A 255-nucleotide genomic window follows, 5' to 3' on the forward strand; every position below is an offset into this window, starting at 1 on the left:
GGTCCCAATCCTTCTCGTCTGCCTGCCCGTCGCCCTGTGGCGCCTGTGGCGCGCCGCAGGGGCCGCACCAGGCGCCCTGCACCAGCGCCGGCATGGCGCGCCCTCAGAGCGCCTCACGCGCGCCCTCAAGGAACTCGACGACCTTACCGGGCTCGACGGCGTCAAGGCCGAGGTCACTCGCCTCGTCGATCTGCTGCAGGTCGAGGCCGAGCGTCGCGCCCACGGCCTCGGGGGCACGTCCGGCCCCGGCCCGAG

At 74.9% G+C, this 255-nt stretch carries 1 protein-coding gene; it reads left to right on the forward strand.

The genetic code is table 11. The features are described from left to right. A partial coding sequence (locus tag Q1A87_RS23990; RefSeq protein ID WP_299657433.1) for a hypothetical protein occupies nt 1–255 on the forward strand: 255 nt, incomplete at both ends.

Source organism: uncultured Jannaschia sp. (genome assembly GCF_947494055.1).
GTDB lineage: Bacteria > Pseudomonadota > Alphaproteobacteria > Rhodobacterales > Rhodobacteraceae > Jannaschia.